This is a genomic window from Streptomyces sparsus, from assembly GCF_054776295.1.
Window position 1 is genome coordinate 1 of sequence record NZ_BAAHCA010001361.1, and the last position, 954, is coordinate 954.

The 954-nt window shown below is 76.6% G+C and carries 1 protein-coding gene; it reads left to right on the forward strand.

What is annotated here, in order from left to right:
• On the forward strand, positions 1 to 862 hold an 862-nt coding region (locus ACYVE9_RS28430), incomplete at its 5' end, for a protein phosphatase 2C domain-containing protein (RefSeq protein WP_461030761.1).
• Between the last annotated feature and the right edge of the window lie 92 nt (positions 863 to 954).

A 954-nucleotide genomic window follows, 5' to 3' on the forward strand; every position in this document is an offset into this window, starting at 1 on the left:
TGCCGCCCCGTGCGCGGACCGCGCGGCCCGGGACGCCTGCCACTGGATCGCGGGTGCCGTCGGCCGCAGCCATGCCCGGCTCTCCGAGGACATTCGTGCGGGGCGCCGCGGGGCACTGAAGTCCGGGCTGGGCCGGCTGACCGCCCGCAGCATGGGCAGGCTTCGCTCCCGGGCGGCCGAACTCGGCCTGGAGCCTGCCGAGTACACCGCCGAACTGCGCTGCCTGCTGTTGCCGGTCGATCCCCGCTGCCGCACCCGGGTGTTCTTCGGGGTGGGCGGGGGAGGGCTGTTCCGGCTGCGGGACGGTGCCTGGCAGGACCTGGAGCCGGGCCCGGGTGAACCGCAGACCGACGAGGAGGCCGACCGGTCTCCGGAGTCCGCCGCCGGCGTACAGCCCGACGGCCGCCCCGCCACCGGGCTGCCGGCCCAGCAGACGCGGTCGGCCGCGGTGTCACCGCAGGCGGATCCGGACGGCCGGGACGGACGGGGTCGGGAGGGGCAGGCGCGGAACGGGCAGGACGGAAACGGGCGTGGCGGGGAACGACGGGACGGCGTGGGGCAGTCCTTTCAGGAGGAGCCGGGTGGCTTGGAGGCGCAGAGTGGCGCAGCCGGTGAGGCGCTGACCACGAGCGGGGCGGTGTTCCGCTTCCGGGCCTCGCAGGCCCGGCCGGGCGACGTGCTGCTGCTGTGCGGCCGTGGCTTCGCCGAGCCGCTGCGGGAGGAGCAGCCGCTCGCGGACCATCTCGCCACCCGCTGGACGACCGACCAGCCGCCAGGCCTGGCCGACTTCCTCGTCGACGTCCAGACCCGACTCAAGGGCTACGCGGACGACCGGACCGCCGCAGCCGTCTGGGAGAGCTGACGAAGGCCCGCGCGGCGCGGCGCGTGCGTAGACCCGCGACGTGCCGGGCGAAGGCCGGGGGCCGCAAGGCAGTCGTCGGGGGCGGCAGCCCC